Raw genomic sequence first — 16,402 nt, forward strand, 5'->3', positions numbered from 1 at the left:
AGCGGTACTGAAGCCAGGCGACAGCAGGGCAAACTTTACACGCCTTTGGCAGGTATCTGGCTGGTGGGTATTACGTAAGGAGCAATATGAAAATCACTATCTTCTGGCATCGGCGCGACTTGCGCTTCGAAGACAACGCAGGGCTGGCGGCGGCGCTGCAACGCGACGAGCCGGTGCTGCCCCTCTTTATCTATGACAGCACCATTCTGGACAAGCTACCCCGGAACGACGCCCGCCTCACCTTCATCTTCGACCAGGTAGCGCGCCTAGCCCATGAGGCCCATGAGGCCGGGGGCGGGCTGCTGGTCCGGCATGGCGCGGTACTGGAAGTGTTCCGGCAGCTGCTGCGCGACTACGACCTGGCCGCCGTTTACACCAATGAAGACTACGAGCCCTATGCCACGGAGCGCGATAATGCGGTGGCCCGGCTGCTCGAAAAGCACGGCGTAGCTTTTCAGCAGTTCAAAGACCAGGTGATTTTTGCCAAAGAGGAAGTACTAACCAAGAATGGCAAGCCGCATAAAGTATTTGGAGCCTATGCTAAAACCTGGCAGGCCCAGCTCAAGCCCGAGCATGACTTCAAGCCTCACCCCTCGGCGCGGCTCTTTAAAAAAGAAAACCTGGCCAGCCCTGGGCGCGGCGACGCCGGCCGCCCTACCCTCCGGGACCTGGGCTTTGAGCGGCACGAGCAGTACACCGTGCCCGCCAGCCTGCCCCCGGCCGAAGTGGTGCGGCACTACGACAAAACCCGCGATACGCCGGCCCTCGACCACGGCACTACCCGGCAATCGGTGCATCTGCGCTTCGGCACGGTCAGCGTCCGGGCGCTCATGCAGGAAGCCAACCACTTGAACAAGAAGCTACTGAACGAGCTAATCTGGCGGGACTTCTTCATGATGCTGCTCTGGCACTTTCCCTACACCGCCACCGAGGCCTACGACCCGAAGATGCGGCACCTGCCCTATCGCCACGCCCCGGCCGAGTACCAGGCCTGGTGCGAGGGCCGCACCGGCGTGCCCCTGGTCGATGCCGGTATGCGCCAGCTTAATCAGACGGGCTACCTCCACAACCGGGCCCGCATTGTGGCGGCGGGCTTCCTGGTCAAGCATCTTTTTATGGACTGGCGGCTGGGGGAGCACTACTTCTCGGAAAAGCTGCTCGACTACGACATGAGTAACAACGTGGGCAACTGGCAGTGGATGGCCGGCACCGGCGCCGTAGCCGCGCCGTGGTTTCGGATATACAGCCCCGAAAGCCAGCAGAAGCAGTATGACCCCGACTTTGCCTACATAAAAAAATGGGTACCCGAATACGGCACCGCTACTTATCCCGCCCCCATCGTAGACTTGAAGGCAGGCCGCAGCCGGGCCCTCGACGCCATTCGCAAGGGCCGCACATGACCCTGGTTGCCTGACCAGTACCCAAGGTATTAGCGCGGCTTTGCGGTCAGGGCACATGCTCTCGCAGGCTGGCTCTCCCTTCTGCTATTCGGAGCGGGGACCGGCCTCAAAGGGCGCTCAGACGAACGCGACAACGCTTCTGCACACGGGCTTGCAAGGCGCACTAAGCTAACAAAATAATGCGCAGGCAGCCGGGGCCAGCCAAGCAGCTGCTACTCCGGCTTTTCCAGCGGCGGCTTGCTCGACGCGAAGCCGGGTAGGGTAAAGCGTTGGCCCTTGGCCAGCAGGTGCAGGCGCAGGTCGCGGATGGAAAAAACCTCGCCGGGCTGAATCTCAGCGATATTGTTATTAGTACACTCGTGGCCATCAAGCACTACCACAATACCATTGCCGATTACCTCCAGCTCTTTGCCTTTGCTAACGAGCACGGCCGTGTCTTCTTCCAGGCCCAGACCAATGCAGCCCGGATTGGTAGCAATAATCTGCGCCATGCGCACAATGCGGCCCCGAGCAATAAAGTGCGTGTCGATAGCCACATCGCGCAGCAGCTGCAGGCCGGTGGTAATGTGAATCTCGTCTTTCACAAAGCCGGCATCGTTGCGGCCCTGGTAAATCATAGGTGTGCTCATGGCAGCGGCCCCGGCGCTGGTGCCCGCTATCACGAACGGCTCGCGCAGGTAGCGCTCGGTAAGGCGCTCAAGTAGCAGCGTGCCGCCGAGCAGCGACGTGAGCCGCAGCTGGTCGCCCCCCGTAAACATCACGCCATCGGCCCGGTCCAGCATTTCGAGCGCTTCCACGCTATTGGCTTGCTCGCGGCTCTGCACATTGAGCACTTCAACCTGCTTAACCCCGAAACCCGTAAACACATCAACGTAGTCCTGCGCCGACTCTTCGGGTATTTCCGAAGCAGTGGGAATGACGACGACAGTATGCTTCTGGTGCAGCTCTTTTACAAAGCGCTGCAAAATAGATTCCGACGATTGTTCGCTGTCGGAGCCGCCTTTCCCGCGCTGCTCATGGCCACCAATAATGAGCAGCTTGCCTTTGGGAGCAGGAAATGTAATAGGCATGATAAAAAGACAGATTTCAAAAAGGTCGCTGGAACGCAAATTTTGGAGAAGTCCGGCATACGGTATCTGCGGCGCTACTCTTCCTTCCACATGGCTACTACTGGCTCCCCGTTGCCCACGCGGCCTTTTAGCTTGCCCTCAATACCGCCCGTGCTGGTGGCAACGGCCAGGTTGCCAGCCTGGTCGAGCGCTACGGCACCCACGGTATCGTGCCCGCCCCGCGCACCTTCCTGCTACACTATTTCCAGCCACTGCCAGCGGGCTTTTGGTAGCTGCCGGGTCGTATGGGTCGGTATTTTTCGCTATAGCTATATCATTGGCGCCAGCCAGAGCAGCTACTACTTGAGGCTGAAGCCCGCTTACGTTCTGCTGAAGGCGAACGAGCATTTGGGGTGCAATCTGCCCGCTTATGCCGGGCGCTGGGGCACCCAGCAAGGCAGTGGCCGGAGTATAGCGCGTAGCCGCCCGGCGCCAGCAGCGCAAAAAATAGTGTTTTCATTGTTGCTCATTGGTTACATTAGACTTTCAGCTCATAGCCCGCAAAGTCTTTCCGCAGCTGGGTTTTCAACAATTTCCCGGTGGCGGTGTGGGGCAATTGCGCTACAAACTCCACGGCGTCGGGTCGCCACCAGGGGGCTATTTTGCCATCCAGAAAAGCCAGCAGCTCTTCGCCGCTGATATCGTGGCCGGGTTTGCGCACGGCTATCAGCAGCGGGCGCTCGCTCCATTTGGGGTGCGGCACGCCAATGACGGCCGCCTCGGCAATGGCGGGGTGCGCCACGGCCAGGTTTTCGAGGTCGATGCTGGAAATCCACTCGCCGCCCGACTTTATGACGTCCTTCGAGCGGTCGGTGATATTCATAAAGCCATCGGGGTCGATGGTAGCTACGTCGCCGGTACGGAACCAGCCGCTGGCCGTAAGCTGGCCGGGACTTGCCGCGCCGAAGTAGTCGCTGGCGATAAATGGCCCACGCACCAGCAGGTCGCCGAAGGCTACGCCATCGTGGGGCAGCGGCTGGCCCTCGCCATCCACAATTTCCATATCGACGCCAAAAATAACGCGCCCCTGCTTGATTTTCAGAAAGAACTGTGCCTCTTCGGGCAAGTCGAGCTGCTTGCCCTTGAGGGTACTCACGGTGCCCAGCGGTGAGGTTTCGCTCATGCCCCAGGCGTGGCGGATTTCAACACCCAGCTCTTCATCAAAAGCCCGCAGCAGCGCCGGTGGGCACGAGGCCCCGCCTACTATCATCTTGCGCAGCGTGGAAAACCTGCGGTGCCCTTCGCGCATGTACGTCAGCAGTCCAAACCAGATGGTGGGCACGCCGGCCGAGAAGGTCACTTTCTCACTTTCAAACAGCTCGTACAAGCTGGCGGCGTCGAGCGCCGGGCCGGGCAGCACCAGCTTGCAGCCATTAAGCGCCGCCAGGTAGGGCGAGCCCCAGGCATTGACGTGAAACATGGGCACGACGGGCAAAATGACGTCGCGCGCGCCGCAGTTGAAGCAGTCGGGCAGCGAAGCCGCGTACGAGTGCAGCAGCGTGGAGCGGTGCGAATACAGCACGCCCTTGGGCTCGTCGGTAGTGCCGGAGGTGTAGCAGAGCGACGAGGCCGTATTCTCGTCAAAAAATGGCCACTCAAAGTCAGCGCTTTCGGCCGCCAGCAGGCTTTCGTAGCTGGCCAGGCCCGGCAGCGCCGACCCGGCGGGCAGGTGCTCGTCGCCGGTCATGAGTATCCATTTCTCGACCGTGGGGCAGTGCGGGGCCAGCTTATTGACCAGCGGCAAAAACGTGAGGTCGAAGAACAGCAGCCGGTCCTGGGCGTGGTTGATGATGTAGACCAGCTGCTCGAAAAACAGCCGGGGGTTGATGGTATGGCATACCGCCGCAATGCCCGAGATGCCATAGTACAGCTCGAAGTGCCGGTGGGTATTCCAGGCCAGCGTGCCCACGCGGTCGCCGTTTTGGATGCCCAAGCGCGTCAGGGCATTGGCCAGCTGCCGGGCCCGCTCGTGGGCGGCGGCGTAGGTGTAGCGGTGCAAGGGGCCCCCTTCGGGCAGGCGCGACACGATTTCGGTATCGCCGTGCCATTTGGCGGCGTGTTCGATGAGCCCCGCGATGCGCAGGGGCATTTGCATCATGAGTCCGAGCATATTCGGGGCAGAGTGGGAAGTTGGTGGGCGGAAGATAGCAGCCGGCCGCCAACAAGCCACTCCCGGTCTTCCCCTACAGCACGGCCTGGATGGACGCCTGCTGAATCCGGCCCGCAATATTCAGCTCCTCCAGCTTCTTGTTGTGGCGCGCTGGATAGCTGCGGTTGGTAAGCACTACTACCACCAACTCTTTTTCCGGGTCAACCCAATAATACGTGCCCGTGGTGCCCGCCTGCCCCCAGCTGCCCGCCGGGAGGTAATCGGCCAGCAGCTCTTTTTTGAGCAGTTGCTGGCCGCCGTAGCGCCCACCCCAGGCATAGGCCTGCACCAGCTGCGCCACGTCGTTGGCCGAGCCAAAAAGGCCCGCGTGGCCCGACACGCCGCCCAGCAGCGCCGCCCCTGCATCTTCTACGTAGCCGCGTAGCAGCTGGCGCCGAAACAGCGAGTCGTAGGCAGTTGGCGCTATGCGGCTCGCCACCGCGTGGTGCAGCGGCTGATAATGCAGGCCGGAGCCTAGCTGTTTATATAGTGAGTTTTCTATGTACATTTCCAGGGTCGTGCCCGCGCGTCGGCGCACCAGCTCCGGATAGAGGTAAAAAGGTAAATCTGACGCTACCTGGCTCGCCCTGGCCGTGAGCGGCGCAGCCCCGATTTGCTGCTGTATATAGGCCGGCAGCTGCCGGCGGCCCCACAGCCCACGGGCCACCGGCAGCGGAAACCGCGCCGACGAATCGGGCCGGAACCAACGCTGCGATAAGGTGCCATCGGGCTTGGCCAGAGCGGACCACAAGGGCAGCGTAGCGGGCAGCCCGGCGCGCTGGCTTAGCACGTCGCGCATTTTCAGGCCGGCCTTATCCGTCTTGCGCAATCCCGGGAAAAAATGACCCAGCGTACTATCGGGGCTGAACTTGCCCTGCTCCTGGAGCAGCACCAGGGCGGGCGTGGCCGCCAGGGTTTTGGTAAGCTCGGCCAGGTCGTAATAATCGCTGTTCTGCACAGCCCGGGGGCCGGCGGGCCGGGCCGGCGGCCGGCTGGCCGGGCCTTCGCCCACCCCTGCCGCAGCAGGCTCGCTGCCAACACTGCTACCCAAAGCGGCAGCGTGGCGCGGGCTTAGCGAGGTAGCCCCGTTGCCTTCAGGATATACCTGATAGCCATAGCTTTTTTGCAGCACTACTACCCCACGCCGGGCTATCAGCACCTGGCTGCCCGGCGTGGCACGGGTGGCCAGGGCCTGCGCCATGATGCTATCGACCCGTGCCTCCAGGCTCTTGTCCATGCTGGCATCTTCGGGGTTGGCATAGGCCAGGCGCAGCCCGGCTTTGGTACGCAGGCCAAAGCCGGCGGGCAGACTATTGGTTACCGATACCGGCAGCCGGCCCCGCGCGCCAATGCCGCCAAAAATAAGCTGGGCCGCCAGCTCCTGCGCCTCGGCGCTTTCCTGGTACGCCATCAGCACGGCGCTGGCCCGGTCAAAGTCGCGCACCCTCGCCGCCGCGTAGGCCGAGCCGAAGATGCTGAGCACCACGCGCTGGCCAGGCTTACTCAACTCGCGCAGCAGGAGGTTAGCTTCGGGGGCGATGCCAAAATTGGTGGCCGGCAGCCGGCCCAGGCCTTGCAGCGCCACCAGCACGACATCGTACGTAAAAAGCCGGGCCCGAATATCCATCAGCTCGTCCATTGTGGGGGCAGCGGGCAGGTGGAAGTGAGCCGCCGCCGCGTCGTAGCGGGCCACGGCCTGCTGAAAATCGGTGGTATCGGCGGGGCTGCCGCCCAGCACGAGCGTGGCGATGCGCAGGGTATCGAGGCGCTGCAAGGGCAGCACGTTACCCTGGTTGCGCAGCAGCGTGAGGCTGTGCTCGGTGAGGCGATGGGTTAGGTAGCGGGCGTGCGGCGGGTTGAGGTCGGCAAACAGATTTTGCTCGGCAACGGGCCGGGCGCGGCGCAGGCCCGCCCACTGCTTGAGCGCCAGCACGCGGCGGCAGCTTTCGTCGATGCGGGCCTGCGAGATGCGCCCGCTATCTACGGCGGCCAGCACGGCTTTCAGGGCCACGGGCACGTTTTTGCTGAATTCCAGCACGTCGTTGCCGGCCAGCAGCGCTCGCACCTCCGCCTCCCCGGTGGGCGTTTTTTTGATGACGCCCTGCATATTCATCGCATCCGTAAAAATTACGCCCCGGAAGCCCATCTGCTCGCGCAGCAGGCCCGTTACGATGCGCTTGGATAAGGTGCTGGGGCCGCGCACGGTATCGAGGGCCGGCACGTCGAGGTGGGCCACCATCATGCCCCCGATACCGTTGGCAATCATGCTTCTGAAGGGTGGCAGCTCGAGCGAGTCGAGCCGGCCCCGGTCTACGCGCACCAGCGGCAGGGCCAGGTGCGAGTCGGCATCCACGTCGCCGTGGCCGGGAAAGTGCTTGGCTACGGCCAGCACGCCAGCATCCTGCATGCCTCTCATATACAGGCGGCTAAGCCGGGCTACCGCGGCCGGGTTTTCGCCCCACGAGCGGAAGCCGATAACGGGGTTGTTCGGGTTGTTATTGACGTCGACCACGGGCGCAAAATTCACCTGCATACCCAGGCGCTTAAACTGCCGCGCCACCTCGCGGCCCATGTCATAGATGAGCATCGAGTCGGCCTGCGGCACCGCGCCCAGGCTCATCTGATACGGGAACTTCAGCACGCTGTCCAGGCGCATGCCCGCGCCCCATTCGCCATCCATGGCCACGAGCAGCGGTACCTGGCTCTGGCCCTGGAAGCGGTTGAGCAGGCGTGTCTGCCGCACCGGGCCGCCCTGAAAATATATCAGGCCGCCAATGCCATACTGCTTTATCAGCGTCGAAATCGAATCTTGGTAGATGGCGGGCTTATTAGAATACGCTGCCACCATAAACAGCTGCGCCACCCGCTGCCGGGGCGTCAGCGTGCGCATCAGGCTATCGACCCAGGCCGAGTGCAGGTAGCGCAAAAAAGCGGGCTGCTTCCCACCGAAAGCAACTTTGGGGGCAGCAGCAGTTGCTTTTCCGGCAGGATGCCGGGCCGCCGGGTGGTGCTGGGCCAACACCGCCAGCGGGCCGGCCAGCAACAGCAAAAACAGGAAGTATTTTTTGAAAGACAAGCGAATAGCAGCAAGGAATGAAGCTGCAAAAGTCGGAATTAATTACAGGGCAAGCTCCAGCTGGCCGCGCCTTGTTTTTTACCGACGAGCCAACGCTTACTCTGCAGTTTCCGTCGGCAGCAGGTCGCAGTACCAGAAACCTGTGGCAAAGGGGTCATCGGGCTCGCGCTCCGCAGTGCCAGCTACCGGCGCGTAGGTGCGGCGCACCAGCGCTCCTTTCTCAAAAGGCACCGGCGAGCTGAAATACGGGGCATCGAATACAAAGCTGTGGTACTCGCCGTTTTCCCCGCAGGGGTCTACTCCGGGCGGCAGGTCGCGCAGAAAATTGTGGTCTAGCAGCCGCCCGCAAAAGCTGGCATCGAGCCAGCGCTCGTTCACACAAACGATTATCGCTCGAAATCCCCGGTCAATAAACTCGCGCAGCAAGTCGGCCCCGGCCCGCTGCCACAGCGGAAACTCGCCCCGCAGCGGCACCTGCGCCAGCTGCTGCTCACGGTAGGCCCGCAGGTCTTCCAAGAAGATATCGCCATAAATCGCTGCCGCCACGCCCTGCGCCCGCAAGCCGCCGAGTGTAGCCAGCAGCGCATGCTCGTACTCTTCCATCGAGGGCATTTCGGGCAGCCGCAGTTGCGTAAGCGGCAGGCCAATGCGCCGGGCCTGCGCTTCGAGCAGGGCTACCCTCACGCCGTGCATCGAAATGCGCTCGTAGTGGGCATTAACGCTCGTGAGCAGGTGCGCTACGGTATACGCTGGATTTTGGAGCGCGTAATACAGCGCAAGCGCCGAATCCTTACCGCCGCTCCAGCTCATCAGGGCTTTTTCGGGCATGAGCAGCTGCTTTTTAGAGGTATCTGAAAAGAGCACATCTGGCTGCCGCGCGCAGCCTGATGTGCTCTTTAAGCGCTTGGCACGCAGCTATTCAGGGCTATTTCAGCGTAAACGTAGCCTTTCCCATCAGGGCACCACCTTCGTACAGCTCTACGGTATGCTGGCCGATTTTGTACTCACCACCCTTGGCATACACAAAGTTCAGCGCCTGCTTCGAGTTGTCGAATACCACGTCCTGCTTCATGGTGTAGAACGCCTCCTGGCCATCTACCGTGAAAGTGCCGCCGCCGGTGCTCAGGTTGTACAAGGCCGCGCCATCGGGCTCCAGAATACGCAGGTAGATGGTTTTCGTCTCCTTCGGCGACACATCGTTGCGGGCCAGCGTGAAGGCCACTTTCACGCGGTCTACGCGCTTGGCCTTAAACTCCTCCTTGTCGTCGTCTTTCTCCTTGTCCTTCTTATTCAGCACGCTTACGTGAATATTATCGGCTTGCAGGCGCGAGGCTACCGTCACTTTATCGCTCAGGTCACGGTTGGTTTTTGCAATGGTGCTGATGGTATCGGTGAGCTTATTTTGCCGCTCTTTAAGAGTAGTGGTTTCGGTATACAGATTTTCGTTCGACTTGCGCAGGTCGGCAATCTGGTCGTCTTTTTTCTTAAGCTGGCTTTCCAGGCTGAGCGCCCGCTGCTTAAAACGCTGCTGCTCAGCCAGTGAGAACGACCCGGCCTTAAACGAGCGCAGCCGCAGCAAGTCGGCATTAATGCCAGAGATACGGGCTTCGAGCGAGTCGTTGCTGAGGCCCAGCTTTTGCAGGTCCTGGCTCTGGCGCTCGTAGCTGGCTTTCAGGTCTTCGTATTCTTTTATTTGGGCTTGCAGCTTGGTGTCTTTGGCTTGCACCTGGGTAGTAAGCTGCTCATTCTCTGTTTTTTTCTGCGAATTCAGGTAAAATAATACCCCATTGATACCTAGCAGCACGAGGACGAGCGCCACCCACAGGAGAGCGCGGCTATTGTTCTGGCGGGGTTCGGGATATTCCTGTTGTGGCTCCATAGAGGGGGGCTGGGGGTAAAGTGGCAGAAAAAAGGTTGGCAGCCAATGCCCGCCGGGCCGCTACCTACCTTTGTGGCGGGTAAAAATAGGCGAAATTTCCAGTTGGCTCCGGCCTTCTTTATACTAGGCTCTCATGCAAACAGTTTTCCCGGCCTTCGACGCGGCCTATTGGCAGGCCCGCTACACTACTGCTGGCCGCGATGGCTGGGATGCCCGCCATGCTACGCCGCCGCTGCGAGCCTATTTCGACCAACTCGCTGTAAATCAGCAGCCGCGCATCCTTATCCCTGGGGCGGGCCGCGCCTATGAGGCCGAGTACCTACACCGCCTGGGTTTTCGTCACGTTGTCGTGGCCGATTTTGCCCCCGAGCCGCTGGCCGCGCTGGCCGCCCGCGTACCCGATTTTCCGAAAGAAAACCTCTGGCAAGCCGATTTCTTCGCCCTCGACCCCGCCGACAAATTCGACCTTATTATCGAGCAAACGTTTTTCTGCGCCCTGAACCCAACCCTGCGGCCAGCCTATGCGCGGCAGTGCGCCGCCCTGCTGCGGCCGGGCGGTAAGCTGGCCGGGCTCTTATTCGACACTGATTTTCCGAATGCTGCCGAGCCGCCGTTTGGGGGTAGCCGCGCCGAATATGCCGCCTATTTCAAGCCGTATTTCGAGTTTATTCACTTCGAGACGGCGTATAACTCGCTGCCCGCCCGCGCCGGCCGCGAGCTGTTTATTTGCCTGCGGAAAATGTAAAAATGTGAGAGATGTGCGAAATGTGCGAAATGTGCGAAATTATTAAATTCTTATATCCGTCTCGCCCTCAAATTTCTCCTATTTTCAAATTTTCCACATCTCCCACATTCTCCACATCTCCCACATTCTCCACATTATATTAACCGATGCTCACCTCCCTTGCCCGCGCCCTGCCCCACTTCCGCAACACCAACTCGGGTCAGTTTTTTCTGATGGCCGGTCCCTGCGTCATCGAAGGAGAGGACATGGCCCTGCGAATTGCCGAGCGCATCAAGCACATCACCGATAAATTACAAATACCCTATATATTCAAAGGCTCATACCGGAAGGCCAACCGCTCGCGGCTCGATTCCTTTACCGGCATCGGCGATGAGACGGCCCTGCGTATTCTGCAAAAAGTAGGGCGTGAAATCGGCGTGCCCACCGTAACTGATATCCACGAGTCGGCAGAGGCCGCGCTGGCCGCTGAGTACGTAGATGTGCTTCAGATTCCGGCTTTCCTCTGCCGGCAGACCGACCTGCTCGTGGCCGCCGCCAACACCGGTAAGGTGGTGAATATCAAAAAGGGGCAATTCCTGAACGGCGAGGCCATGCGCTGGGCAATGGACAAAGTGCAGGGGGCCGGCAACCCCCACGTCATCCTTACCGACCGCGGCAACTCGTTCGGCTACAGCGACCTGGTTGTTGATTTCCGCAACCTGCCTACCATGCGCAGCTTCGGCGTGCCCGTGGTGATGGACGTGACGCACTCCTTGCAGCAGCCCAACCAGGCCAGCGGTGTTACGGGCGGCCAGCCTGCCCTTATCGAAACTATTGCCAAGGCGGCCATTGCCGTGGGGGCCGACGGCCTCTTTATCGAAACGCACCCCACGCCTGCCACCGCCCTCTCCGACGGCGCCAATATGCTGCCCCTCGACCAGCTCGAAGCGCTGCTCCAGCGCCTCACCCGCGTGCGCGAAGCCGTGCGGCCCAGCGGCGACCTCGACCCACAGGGGTTGAATGCGTAGGCAAACCTTTATTTCAGCTTTACTTTGATATAATCGAAAAGCTGGTCGAAGCGTTGTTCGAACTTATCGAAACGCTGTTCGAACTTATCAAGATGCTGCTCGACCTGGTTGAAGCGTTGTTCAACTTGGTTGAAGCGTTGTTCAACTTGGTTAAAGCGTTGTTCAACTTCCTCAAAGCGCTGGTTCATTTCCTGGCGTAACTCGCCTTGGTCCCGCTCTAGCTTGGTAGTTTTATTGAGTAGGAATTCAATCGTATTGCTCTGTGCAGTAAGGGCATTAGTGACAGTAAACGTGAGTTGGCGCACCTGGGCCGACACACGCTCCACTTTAGCGGCCGTTTCATCCTGGCGGGCCAGCATTTCGCTAATAACAGGCTCTAATTGGTCAAGGCGCTGGTCAGCAGTTGGCATAGCAAATAGGTCGTTAAGAGAGGTGACGAAGTTAACGGGCAACAGCAGCTAATACCGCAGCCAGAAATCTTGCCGGGGCTGCTTTTTACGAAAGAATACCAACCCTACGTAAAATAAATCGACGGTAATAGTCACGGAAGGATGCGCCTTAATGGCTTCCCAGGCCCGCTCCATCTCGGCCGACCAATGAATATCGTCCAGCACAAATACGCTGTTTTCGTGCGCTTTAGCTAGGCACTGCTCGAAGTAGCGTAGTGTGGGCTCGTAGCGGTGGTTGCCGTCGAAGAACACGAAATCGAGCGGCTGGGATAGCGCGGCTAAGGTGGCGGGCAGCGTCTGGTCGAGGTTACCTTCAACCAGATGCGCATTTTTAATATTAAGTTTTTTGAATGTTTCGCGCGCTACAGTAGCCGTATTGGGGCAGCCCTCAAAGGTGATAACCTGACTGCGCGAGTCGGCCAGCGCCAGGTAGGCCGTGGTGAGGCCCAGCGAGGTACCCAGCTCCAGAATAGTAGCGGGCTGGAAATGATTGACCAGCCGAAACAGCAGCTGCGCCAGGCGCCGGGGCTTGGCCGCGTGGCGGGCTATGTCGCGCACCGGGCGCCGGCGGCCGCCGGCCCCGGCCACCTGCGAGCCCGCGCCGAAGTCAGTTACCTCCAGCACCTGCTCGCTGGCCAGCAGCTCATGCCGGCGCTTTTCGATGCGCGGAAAGGCGGCAAACTCACCCGTGTGGCGAATAACCGTGGTGTAGAGCCCAAACACAAACGGCGAATGCAGCCCGTGGGCATTGCCCGAACGCAGCAGCCAGTGGCGGAGAAAGGAGAAGAGTTGGTGCAACTTGTAGCTCTATAGCAAAAAGTCAGTTCATCCGAAAGGGCACAATCAGGTTGAATTCCGGGATGTTGACCTCGAAATGCTCGCCATTGGCCAGACGCTCCATCAAGTAGGTGCCGCGCATCTTGCCCAGGCCCGACTTGAGGTTGCAGCCGCTCACGTACTGGTGCGCCTCGCCGGGCTCCAGCACCGGCGTGCGGCCTACCACGCCCTCGCCCTCTACTTCGCGCATGCTGGCTCCCACATCAGAAATATACCAGTGGCGGCGCAACAGCTTTACAGTGTATTCGCTATTGTTCCGAATATCAATACGATAAGCAAAGACATAGTGCTCCTGCGCGGGACTGGAATAATCGGGTAGGTAGTTGGTCGTAACCGTTACGGTTACGCCCTGCGTAGTGGTAGTTGGCATAGCGGCGACCGGCGAAATTACGCTGCTTAGGGTAACAGCATCTCCGAAAGGTAGGTTTAGAGGCTCAACGCCCAAGCCAATAGTTTAATTTCGCCTCTATACGCCTTCTTTTTCTTTCTCGTTTATGGTCAAGATTGCTGAAAGCTGGCAGCCCGTGCTGGCAGCCGAATTTGAAAAGCCTTATTTTCAGAAGCTCACCGCCTGGGTGCGCGGCGAGTATGCTACCACCACAGTATATCCGCTGGGCTCGCAGATTTTTCATGCCTTCGACGCCTGCCCGTTTGAGGAAGTAAAGGTCGTTATTCTGGGTCAGGACCCGTACCACGGTAAAAATCAGGCGCACGGGCTGGCTTTTTCGGTAAATGAAGGCATTCGTACGCCCCCCTCGCTGCAAAATATATTTAAAGAGCTACAAGACGATATTCCCGGCACGCCGGCCCCCGCCAACGGCAACCTCGACCGCTGGGCGCGGCAGGGCGTGCTGCTGCTCAATGCCACGCTTACGGTGCGGGCGGCCACACCGGGCTCGCACCAGAAAAAAGGCTGGGAAGAATTTACCGATGCCGTTATCCGCCAGGTTTCGGCGGGGCGGCCGCACGTTGTGTTCATCCTGTGGGGCGCGTATGCGCAGAAAAAAGAAGAGCTGATTGATGCCCGCAAGCACCTCATTCTGAAGGCCGCGCACCCCTCCCCCTACTCGGCCGACCGCGGCTTCTTCGGCTCGAAGCCGTTCAGCCAAGCCAATGCGTGGCTGGAGCGGCACGGCGAGCAGCCGATAGCTTGGTAGGCAGTAGCGTGGACGCTGCGAGTCCGCGCGTGGTATCGTCCAGGTCGTTCTACGCGCGGACTCGCAGCGCCCACGCTACAGCAGGCGCTTGATTAGGCGCAGGTTGTGGCTGTAACGCTTGCGGTCGCGGTTGAAAATACCGTTGTGGTCGAGCGGGTCGAGGCGCACCTCGCCGTGGGCGTGCAGGATGAGACCATCGTCGAACACTAAGCCAACGTGCACGATATTGCCGTCGGCATTATCGAAAAAAGCCAGGTCGCCGGGCCGGGCCTGGGTTACGAAATCGACGGGCACTCCGAGCGCAATCTGCTGGCGGGCATCGCGGGGCAGCTGCACGCCAACCAGCCCAAACAGCGTTTGCATCAGGCCCGAGCAGTCGAGGCCGAAGACCTGCTTGCCGCCCCACACGTAGGGGGCGCGCAGAAAGTGCTGGCTCATTTTACGCAGCAGCGCCAGCTGGCGCTCGGGCGTAGCAGGCTGTGCCGGGTTGGTAGCTGGACCATTGTAAAACAGCGGGTTATCATCACCGACCCGGAGCGTCATGCCATCGAAGAAGGGCAGGCGGCAGCCCAGCGTAATGGGCTGCCGCATCGCGGCATTGGATACCACCTGCACTACATCGAGCACACGGGGGTGGTCCTGGGCCTGCCAGGCGGCAAAGTACGCCTCGCTCACGGGACGGTGCTGCTTGTAATCTATCCAGCCCAGGTAGCTGTCGGCGGCCGACTCGATGCGCAGCCAGTGGCCCTGCGCGAGCAGCACCGTGTAGCATTCGCCAAACAGCAGCTCGGTGACCAGCTCGGCGCGGTCGGTTGGCTCGGCGCGGACAGGAACGGCGCTCAGGGCGCAAATACCGTGGTTCAAGTTATTAAATGTGGCAATGTGCGAGATGTGAAAAACGTGAAAATGAATTGAGGAAAAAGCAGACTACCATGTGCTGGGCAGCGCAGCTATCTTCCACATTTCCATATCCGCACATTTTCACATTCAAAGTAAAGCTAGCGATAGCGCTCCATTTCGCGCTTTTGGTCTTTGGCCTTGAGGTCGTCGCGCTTATCGAAAAGCTTTTTGCCCTGAGCCAGCGCAATTTCGAGCTTGGCAAAGCCGCGGTCGGTCACGAAGAGGCGCAGCGGAACAATGGTGAGGCCGGTGTCCATCTTGCCGGCCAGCTGCTTGAGCTCGCGCTTGTTGAGCAGCAGCTTCCGGGCGCGCATGGCATCGTGGTTGTTGTAAGTGCCCAGCGTATAGGGCGCAATGCGCACGCTGTGCACCCACAGGTCGCCCTTGTGGTCGAAGGTGCAGTACCCATCCTGGAGGTTGGCTTCGCCCGCGCGGATGCTTTTTATCTCGGTGCCTTGCAGCATCATGCCCGCGTCGTACTTAGCCAGAAAGGTGTATTCGTGGCTGGCGCGACGGTTTTTGATGTTGATGTTGGCGGGAGTCTTGTCTTTCATAAAACCGGAGGGACGGGCCGCGCCTGCCCGTTGGGGCGCAATGTACGGGCAGGCAGGGCCAGTTGTTAGATGCTTGCTATTGCAGGAGCATGGACAAAGGCGGGCGCGTGCGACGCGCCCCTACAGCTTCAACCGCGGGTCGGGGCTGGTGAGCTGGCTGGCAAAGTCGCCGGCTTCATACTGGAAGATGGCCGCCTGGCCCACCATTGCCGCGTTGTCGGTGCAAAACTGGAAGTCGGGAATAAACACCTGCCAACCTTCCGTCTCGGCCAGGGCCTGCAAGCCTTGCCGCAGGCCCGAGTTGGCCGCTACGCCGCCGGCCAGGGCCACCTGGCGCAGGCCCGTAGCCAGCGCCGCTTTTTTAAGCTGGCGCAGCAGCGTTTGCACAATGGTGTATTGAATGCTGGCGCAGAGGTCGGCCAGGTTTTGCTGAATGAATTCGGGGTTGGCGGCCACTTCCTTTTTAAGAAAGTACAGCACCGAGGTTTTGAGGCCGCTGAACGAGAAGTTGTAGCCATCCATGGCCCCAATCGGAAACTCGAAGCGGCGCGGGTTGCCGGTCTGGGCCAGCTTGTCGAGGCGGGGGCCGCCGGGGTAGGGCAAGCCCAGCAGCTTGGCCGTTTTGTCGAACGCCTCCCCGGCCGCGTCGTCGATAGTCTGACCCAGAATCTCCATATCCAGGGCACTGCGCACCACCACCAGCTGGGTGTGGCCGCCGCTCACGGTGAGGCACAGAAACGGAAATACCGGCTTGGGCTCCCGGATAAAATGCGCCAGGATGTGCGCCCGCATGTGATTCACGGCCAGCAGCGGCTTGCCCAGCGCCAGCGCCAGGCTTTTGGCAAACAGGTTACCTACTAACAGGGAGCCCAGCAGGCCGGGGCCCTGCGTCACGGCCACGGCATCGAGGTCGCTTTTGCTGAGGCCGGCCTGGCGCAGCGCGGCCGTCACTACGGGCAGCAAATGCTGCTGGTGCGCCCGCGAAGCCAGCTCGGGCACCACGCCGCCGTATTGCTCGTGCACGGCCTGGCCGGCCACCACGTTGCTCAGCAGCTGGCCGTTCTGAAACACGGCCGCGCCGGTGTCGTCGCAGCTGGATTCGATAGCGAGAAGATTCATGTGTAGGTATCTGCTTAAAAG

At 60.4% G+C, this 16,402-nt stretch carries 16 protein-coding genes; 4 read left to right on the plus strand and 12 right to left on the minus strand.

All coding sequences use genetic code 11. The features are described 5' to 3' along the window. The first annotated feature begins 86 nt into the window (after positions 1-86). The gene (locus F6X24_RS00075; RefSeq protein ID WP_151085691.1) at positions 87-1,400 is read left to right on the plus strand and encodes a cryptochrome/photolyase family protein; all 1,314 of its coding nucleotides are present in this window, start codon (positions 87-89) and stop codon (positions 1,398-1,400) included. A gap of 212 nt (positions 1,401-1,612) precedes the next feature. Here F6X24_RS00075 and F6X24_RS00080 read toward each other — a convergent pair whose 3' ends face one another. From F6X24_RS00080 to F6X24_RS00105, 6 genes are all read right to left on the minus strand, one after another. Next, on the minus strand, positions 1,613-2,470 hold the full coding sequence (locus tag F6X24_RS00080; protein ID WP_151085692.1) for a cyanophycinase: 858 nt from the start codon (positions 2,468-2,470) through the stop codon (positions 1,613-1,615). 74 nt (positions 2,471-2,544) lie between these two features. Then, positions 2,545-2,673 carry an isoaspartyl peptidase/L-asparaginase gene (locus tag F6X24_RS00085; RefSeq protein WP_151085693.1) on the minus strand — a complete coding sequence of 43 codons (129 nt, stop codon included), beginning with the start codon at positions 2,671-2,673 and terminating at the stop codon, positions 2,545-2,547. A 314-nt stretch (positions 2,674-2,987) separates the two neighbouring features. Next, positions 2,988-4,607 (minus strand): 3-(methylthio)propionyl-CoA ligase, encoded by a 1,620-nt coding sequence (locus F6X24_RS00090; RefSeq protein ID WP_229725240.1) that lies wholly within the window; start codon positions 4,605-4,607, stop codon positions 2,988-2,990. A gap of 85 nt (positions 4,608-4,692) precedes the next feature. Continuing rightward, positions 4,693-7,734: a glycoside hydrolase family 3 N-terminal domain-containing protein gene (locus tag F6X24_RS00095; RefSeq protein WP_151085695.1), complete on the minus strand. Its 3,042-nt coding sequence runs from the start codon at positions 7,732-7,734 to the stop codon at positions 4,693-4,695. A 96-nt stretch (positions 7,735-7,830) separates the two neighbouring features. Further along, positions 7,831-8,562 carry a Dph6-related ATP pyrophosphatase gene (locus F6X24_RS00100; RefSeq protein WP_229725241.1) on the minus strand — a complete coding sequence of 244 codons (732 nt, stop codon included), beginning with the start codon at positions 8,560-8,562 and terminating at the stop codon, positions 7,831-7,833. A gap of 97 nt (positions 8,563-8,659) precedes the next feature. Continuing rightward, positions 8,660-9,613 (minus strand): hypothetical protein, encoded by a 954-nt coding sequence (locus tag F6X24_RS00105; RefSeq protein WP_151085696.1) that lies wholly within the window; start codon positions 9,611-9,613, stop codon positions 8,660-8,662. Positions 9,614-9,746: 133 nt separating this feature from the next. Between F6X24_RS00105 and F6X24_RS00110 the strand changes: the two genes are divergently transcribed. Beyond that, complete coding sequence (locus F6X24_RS00110; RefSeq protein WP_151085697.1) at positions 9,747-10,358, plus strand: methyltransferase; 612 nt, start codon at positions 9,747-9,749, stop codon at positions 10,356-10,358. A gap of 146 nt (positions 10,359-10,504) precedes the next feature. Next, the gene (gene kdsA, locus F6X24_RS00115) at positions 10,505-11,365 is read left to right on the plus strand and encodes a 3-deoxy-8-phosphooctulonate synthase (protein ID WP_151085698.1); all 861 of its coding nucleotides are present in this window, start codon (positions 10,505-10,507) and stop codon (positions 11,363-11,365) included. A gap of 8 nt (positions 11,366-11,373) precedes the next feature. On the opposite strand, the gene F6X24_RS00120 is transcribed toward kdsA, so the two are convergent. From F6X24_RS00120 to apaG, 3 genes are read right to left on the minus strand one after another with little or no spacing between them, the layout of a single operon-like run. Further along, complete coding sequence (locus F6X24_RS00120) at positions 11,374-11,775, minus strand: hypothetical protein (RefSeq protein ID WP_151085699.1); 402 nt, start codon at positions 11,773-11,775, stop codon at positions 11,374-11,376. Positions 11,776-11,823: 48 nt separating this feature from the next. Beyond that, complete coding sequence (locus F6X24_RS00125) at positions 11,824-12,612, minus strand: O-methyltransferase (protein WP_151085700.1); 789 nt, start codon at positions 12,610-12,612, stop codon at positions 11,824-11,826. Between the two features lie 22 nt (positions 12,613-12,634). Beyond that, positions 12,635-13,021, minus strand: coding sequence for a Co2+/Mg2+ efflux protein ApaG (apaG, locus tag F6X24_RS00130; RefSeq protein WP_151085701.1), 387 nt, complete (start codon positions 13,019-13,021; stop codon positions 12,635-12,637). A gap of 124 nt (positions 13,022-13,145) precedes the next feature. On the opposite strand from apaG, the gene F6X24_RS00135 reads away from it, so the two are divergent. Further along, on the plus strand, positions 13,146-13,808 hold the full coding sequence (locus F6X24_RS00135) for a uracil-DNA glycosylase (protein ID WP_151085702.1): 663 nt from the start codon (positions 13,146-13,148) through the stop codon (positions 13,806-13,808). Between the two features lie 75 nt (positions 13,809-13,883). Here the strand turns inward: F6X24_RS00135 and F6X24_RS00140 are convergent, their stop codons facing one another. The 3 genes from F6X24_RS00140 to tsaD all read right to left on the minus strand — a co-directional run bounded on the left by F6X24_RS00140 (position 13,884) and on the right by tsaD (position 16,381). Next, positions 13,884-14,672, minus strand: a complete 789-nt coding sequence (locus F6X24_RS00140; protein ID WP_229725242.1) for a C40 family peptidase — start codon at positions 14,670-14,672, stop codon at positions 13,884-13,886. 134 nt (positions 14,673-14,806) lie between these two features. Further along, the gene (smpB, locus tag F6X24_RS00145; protein ID WP_151085703.1) at positions 14,807-15,262 is read right to left on the minus strand and encodes an SsrA-binding protein SmpB; all 456 of its coding nucleotides are present in this window, start codon (positions 15,260-15,262) and stop codon (positions 14,807-14,809) included. A gap of 120 nt (positions 15,263-15,382) precedes the next feature. Then, positions 15,383-16,381, minus strand: coding sequence for a tRNA (adenosine(37)-N6)-threonylcarbamoyltransferase complex transferase subunit TsaD (tsaD, locus tag F6X24_RS00150; RefSeq protein ID WP_151085704.1), 999 nt, complete (start codon positions 16,379-16,381; stop codon positions 15,383-15,385). Positions 16,382-16,402: the final 21 nt, after the last annotated feature.

Origin of the sequence: Hymenobacter baengnokdamensis (genome assembly GCF_008728635.1) — a bacterium.
Lineage (GTDB): Bacteria > Bacteroidota > Bacteroidia > Cytophagales > Hymenobacteraceae > Hymenobacter > Hymenobacter baengnokdamensis.

Bases quoted from the DNA above. Each gene is read 5' to 3' on its own strand.
- F6X24_RS00100 (WP_229725241.1), bottom strand. From the start codon at position 8,562: ATGCCCGAAAAAGCCCTGATGAGCTGGAGCGGCGGTAAGGATTCGGCG.
- F6X24_RS00090 (WP_229725240.1), bottom strand. From the start codon at position 4,607: ATGATGCAAATGCCCCTGCGCATCGCGGGGCTCATCGAACACGCCGCC.
- smpB (WP_151085703.1), bottom strand. From the start codon at position 15,262: ATGAAAGACAAGACTCCCGCCAACATCAACATCAAAAACCGTCGCGCC.
- apaG (WP_151085701.1), bottom strand. From the start codon at position 13,021: ATGCCAACTACCACTACGCAGGGCGTAACCGTAACGGTTACGACCAAC.
- tsaD (WP_151085704.1), bottom strand. From the start codon at position 16,381: ATGAATCTTCTCGCTATCGAATCCAGCTGCGACGACACCGGCGCGGCC.
- F6X24_RS00135 (WP_151085702.1), top strand. From the start codon at position 13,146: ATGGTCAAGATTGCTGAAAGCTGGCAGCCCGTGCTGGCAGCCGAATTT.
- F6X24_RS00110 (WP_151085697.1), top strand. From the start codon at position 9,747: ATGCAAACAGTTTTCCCGGCCTTCGACGCGGCCTATTGGCAGGCCCGC.
- kdsA (WP_151085698.1), top strand. From the start codon at position 10,505: ATGCTCACCTCCCTTGCCCGCGCCCTGCCCCACTTCCGCAACACCAAC.
- F6X24_RS00105 (WP_151085696.1), bottom strand. From the start codon at position 9,613: ATGGAGCCACAACAGGAATATCCCGAACCCCGCCAGAACAATAGCCGC.
- F6X24_RS00075 (WP_151085691.1), top strand. From the start codon at position 87: ATGAAAATCACTATCTTCTGGCATCGGCGCGACTTGCGCTTCGAAGAC.
- F6X24_RS00120 (WP_151085699.1), bottom strand. From the start codon at position 11,775: ATGCCAACTGCTGACCAGCGCCTTGACCAATTAGAGCCTGTTATTAGC.
- F6X24_RS00080 (WP_151085692.1), bottom strand. From the start codon at position 2,470: ATGCCTATTACATTTCCTGCTCCCAAAGGCAAGCTGCTCATTATTGGT.